4 protein-coding genes are annotated in these 3,562 nt (G+C 73.6%); 3 read left to right on the plus strand and 1 reads right to left on the minus strand.

Annotated features, from left to right (window positions below; all coding sequences use genetic code 11):
* The first annotated feature begins 142 nt into the window (after nucleotides 1-142).
* The 3 genes from FNQ90_RS16295 (at nucleotide 143) to ygfZ (ending at nucleotide 2,766) form a co-directional block, all read left to right on the plus strand.
* The gene (locus FNQ90_RS16295) at nucleotides 143-1,180 is read left to right on the plus strand and encodes an ABC transporter substrate-binding protein (protein WP_182607055.1); all 1,038 of its coding nucleotides are present in this window, start codon (nucleotides 143-145) and stop codon (nucleotides 1,178-1,180) included.
* 92 nt (nucleotides 1,181-1,272) lie between these two features.
* Entirely contained in the window at nucleotides 1,273-1,776 is a 504-nt protein-coding gene (locus FNQ90_RS16300; protein WP_182607053.1) for a Fur family transcriptional regulator, read from the plus strand.
* Between the two features lie 9 nt (nucleotides 1,777-1,785).
* Nucleotides 1,786-2,766, plus strand: coding sequence for a CAF17-like 4Fe-4S cluster assembly/insertion protein YgfZ (gene ygfZ / locus FNQ90_RS16305; protein WP_182607054.1), 981 nt, complete (start codon nucleotides 1,786-1,788; stop codon nucleotides 2,764-2,766).
* A gap of 120 nt (nucleotides 2,767-2,886) precedes the next feature.
* On the opposite strand, the gene dtd is transcribed toward ygfZ, so the two are convergent.
* Entirely contained in the window at nucleotides 2,887-3,312 is a 426-nt protein-coding gene (dtd, locus tag FNQ90_RS16310) for a D-aminoacyl-tRNA deacylase (protein ID WP_173019542.1), read from the minus strand.
* Nucleotides 3,313-3,562 lie beyond the last annotated feature (250 nt).

The raw sequence follows: 3,562 nt of genomic DNA on the forward strand, positions 1-3,562 counted from the left end.
CCCCCGCGCCGGGAAGGTCCCACGCCGTCCGGCTCCCGCCGGGGCGATCACGAACCCCGCGTCACGACGCGGGAGAAGGAGCAGGAAACCCGTGTACGGCAGAACCGTTCGCCCCGGGGCGCCCGCCGCCCCGCGTTCCCCGATCCGCGCCGGCCGCGCGCGAGCGGTCGCCGTGGCGACCGCCGCGGCGCTGGCGCTGGGCGCCACCGCGTGCGGCGCCGAGGTGGAGAACCCCGGTGACACCGGCCCCACCGCGGCCGCCGATGACCACTACCCGGTGACCATCACCAACTGCGGCGAGGAGCTGACCTTCGACCGCGCGCCCGAGCGGGTGGTGACCAATGACGTCGGGATCACCGAGATCATGTTCGCCCTCGGCCTGTGGGACCGGATGGCGGGTTACGCGATGTTCGCGGACGACCGCGCCTCCTCGATGGACGTGGAGTGGGCCGAGGGCTACGAGCGGACCGAGTGGCTCTCCAGGGACCGGATATCCCTGGAACTGATCATGGAGGCCGACGCGGACCTGGTGTTCGCGGGATGGAACTACGGCTTCAGCGAGGACCGCGGCCTGACCCCCGACGGTCTCGCCGCCAAGGGGGTGGACTCGTACCTGCTCACCGAGTCCTGCCGCGGCGGCGAGGGCACGGCGCGCGGGGTGATGCCGCCTTTGGAGGCCCTCTACACCGACCTGGAGCAGCTGGGGATCCTCTTCGACGTCGAGGACCGGGCGCGGGAGCTGATCGAACGGTTCCGGGCGGAGGTCGCGGCGGCGGAGGAGGCCGCCCCGACCGGGGAGGACCGGCCCCGGGTCTTCCTGTACGACGACGGCCGGGACAAGCCGCTGACCTCCGGCGCCTACGCCGGTCCGCACGACATCATCACCCGCGCCGGTGGGGACCACGTCATGGCCGACCTGGAGGACTCCTGGGTCACGGTGGGCTGGGAGACCGTGGTGGATCGCGATCCCGAGGTCATCGTGATCAACAACTACGGCGGGACCACGGCGGAGGAGAAGGAGGCGTTCCTGAAGTCGTACCCGCCGCTGGCGAACGTCTCCGCGATCGTTCACGACCGGATCTTCGTCCTGGACTACGTGGACCTGGTGGAGAGCCCGCGCAACCCGGCGGCGGTCACGGCGCTGGGCGAGTACCTGCGGGAGGTCGCAGGGCGGGAGTGAGCCGCGGGATTCCTCCCGCGCGAGGCGGGGCGGCCGGCCCGGTGGGCACCGGGCGGGCCGCCCCCTCGCCGCGCCCGCCTACACTGGGCGGCGTGGTGAGCACCGACTGGCAGAGCGACCTGCGCAAGCGCGGATACCGGCTGACCCCGCAGCGGCAGCTGGTGCTGGAGGCCGTCGAGCGCCTCGAACACGCGACCCCGGACGAGCTCCTCACCGAGGTGCGGCGCACCGCCGGTGGTGTGAACGTCTCCACCGTCTACCGCACGCTGGACCTGCTGGAGGAGTTGGGCCTGGTCTCCCACTCGCACATCGGGCACGGCCCGCCCACCTACCACCTGGCGGAGCACCACGACCACATGCACCTGATGTGCCGTGGGTGCGAGGAGGTGCTGGAGGCTCCGCTGGAGTTGGCCGAGCCGTTCGCGGAGCGGTTGCGCGCCGCCCTGGGCTTCGAGACCGACCTGCGGCACTTCGCGATCTTCGGTCACTGCGCGAAGTGCGCGGCCGGGCACCGCGCCCCGGACGACGGGGAGCCGGGTGCGGACGGATCGGGGCGCGAGGGGTCGGAGGCGGACGCGGGGGTCGGCCGGTCGTAGGCTGGGCGCATGTCGTCCTCGTCCCACGCCAGTCCGCTGCTCTCCCTGCCCGGCGCGGTCGCGGCCGAGCCCCCGGACGCCGGGGTCGCCGCGCACTACGGTGATCTCTTCCGCGAACAGCGCGCCCTCTCCCGGGGCGAGGGCTTCGTGGACCTCTCGCACCGCGCGGTGGTGACCGTCACCGGCGGGGACCGGCTGGCGTGGCTGCACCTGCTGCTGACCCAGCACGTGGCGGAGTTGCCGCCCGGGCACGCCACCGAGGCGCTGATCCTCTCCCCCAAGGGGCACGTCGAGCACGCCCTGTACCTGGTGGACGACGGCACCACCACCTGGATGCACACCGAGCCGGGCTCGACGAAGGCGCTGCTCGGCTACCTGGAGTCCATGAGGTTCTTCTACCGGGTGGAGGTCGCCGACCGCACCGCCGACTTCGCGGTGGTGCTGCTCCCGGCCGGGTCGATCGTCCCGGTGCCGGCCGGGGCGGTGGCGCGGGAGACGGCGGAGGGCCGGGAGGTGTTCCTGCCGCGCGCCGAGCTGCCGGCGTTCGCGGAGGCGAACGGCCCGGCGGCCGGGGTGCTGGCGGCGGAGGCGCTGCGGGTGGAGCACCACCGTCCCCGGCTGGGCCGGGAGACCGATCACCGGACCATCCCGCACGAGGTGGGCTGGCTGGAGAGCGCCGTGCATCTGGACAAGGGCTGCTACCGGGGCCAGGAGACCGTGGCCCGGGTGCACAACCTGGGCAAACCGCCGCGCCGGCTGGTCTTCCTGCACCTGGACGGCAGCGAGGTGACCATCCCCGAGCACGGCGACCCGGTGCGGCTGGCGGCGGACGGGCCGGAGGGGCGGCAACTGGGCTTCGTCACCACCTCGGCGCGCCACCACGAGCTGGGACCGATCGCGCTGGCGCTGGTGAAGCGGAACGTCCCGGTGGACGCCCCGCTGTTGGCCGGCACCACCCCGGCGGCGCAGGAGACGATCGTCGAGCCCTGAGGCGGGCCCCGTCGTCCACCTCCCCGGTGTGTCCGGTCGGCCCCGCACGCCGCGTCGGGTGTTCCCGCACGGTTCGCCCGCACGGTTCCCGCCGGAAGCCCGCCCGGGGCTCCGCCCCGCTCAGACCTCGAGCAGGACGGTGAAGGGACCGTCGTTGGTGAGGCCGACCCGCATCGCTGCGCCGAAGCGGCCGGTGGCGACCTCGGCGCCCAGCTTCCGCAGCTCCGCGCAGACCGCCTCGACCAGGGGTTCGGCGACCTCCCCGGGTGCGGCGGCGTTCCAGGTGGGGCGGCGGCCCTTGCGGGCGTCGCCGTAGAGGGTGAACTGGGAGATCACCAGGAGTGGGGCGCCGGTGTCCGAGCAGGAGCGCTCGTCGCGCAGGATCCGCAGGGTCCACAGTTTGCGGGCGAGGCGGGCCGCCTGTTCGGGACCGTCGTCATGGGTCACCCCGACCAGGACGCACAGGCCCTCGCCGGTGATCTTCCCGACCGTTTCACCGTCCACGACGACGGACGCGCCGTCCACCCTCTGTACCACTGCTCGCATGCCGCCCATCATGCCGGAAGGGATTTCTCCCCCGGGAGAGCGCCCGGATGGGTCCGGATGGGTGCCAACGGCTGCGCGGGAGGGGCGCGCGGTGACACGATGCGGACACGCGGGCACGTACCGCGCGACAGCACCAAATCGGGATGAGGGGAAGAAAACCCGATGATCACACCCAGTCCCGGAGGGTCGTCCGCCCGCCGGTCGACGCCCCGGGGCGTCCGCCCCGGAGCGCGCCCGGCCCGGACGCTCC

Origin of the sequence: Streptomyces alkaliphilus (assembly GCF_014141535.1) — a bacterium.
In the GTDB taxonomy this organism is placed as follows: Bacteria; Actinomycetota; Actinomycetes; order Streptomycetales; family Streptomycetaceae; genus Streptomyces; species Streptomyces alkaliphilus.